Source organism: bacterium, assembly GCA_023150945.1.
Classification (GTDB): domain Bacteria; phylum Zhuqueibacterota; class Zhuqueibacteria; order Zhuqueibacterales; family Zhuqueibacteraceae; genus Coneutiohabitans.
Genome location: JAKLJX010000074.1, coordinates 1 through 342 on the forward strand (window position 1 = coordinate 1; position 342 = coordinate 342).

Below are 342 nucleotides of genomic sequence, written 5' to 3' on the forward strand. Positions count from 1 at the left end.
GGACTCACGTTTGTGCCGCCGCGGCAGAGCGGCGGGCAGATTGCTGTGCATCCCTCGCATGCTGAATTCGGCAACGTGTTGGTGAGTGAGAGCAGCGCCCCGGTGGCAATCACGGTGCGCAATGTGGGTACTGCCAGCCTTACCGTCACGGCAATCTCCGACCCTGGTCCGCCTTTCATGTTGAACAACCTGCCCAACCTGCCCTTGGTCTTGGCGGCCGGAGAAGTGGCAACATTCGAGGCGGTGTTCACGCCGGCGCAGGCCGGAGAGGGGGCGGGAGTCGTGACCATTGCCAGCGATGATGCGGATGATCCTGAAGTCCAACTTTCATTGACCGGCTAT

Annotated in this window: 1 protein-coding gene; it reads left to right on the top strand. The window is 61.7% G+C overall.

Going from position 1 to position 342, the window contains the following annotated elements:
* Nucleotides 1-342, top strand: a 342-nt coding sequence (locus tag L6R21_28085) for a choice-of-anchor D domain-containing protein (GenBank protein MCK6563066.1), incomplete at both ends; no start/stop codon positions are given.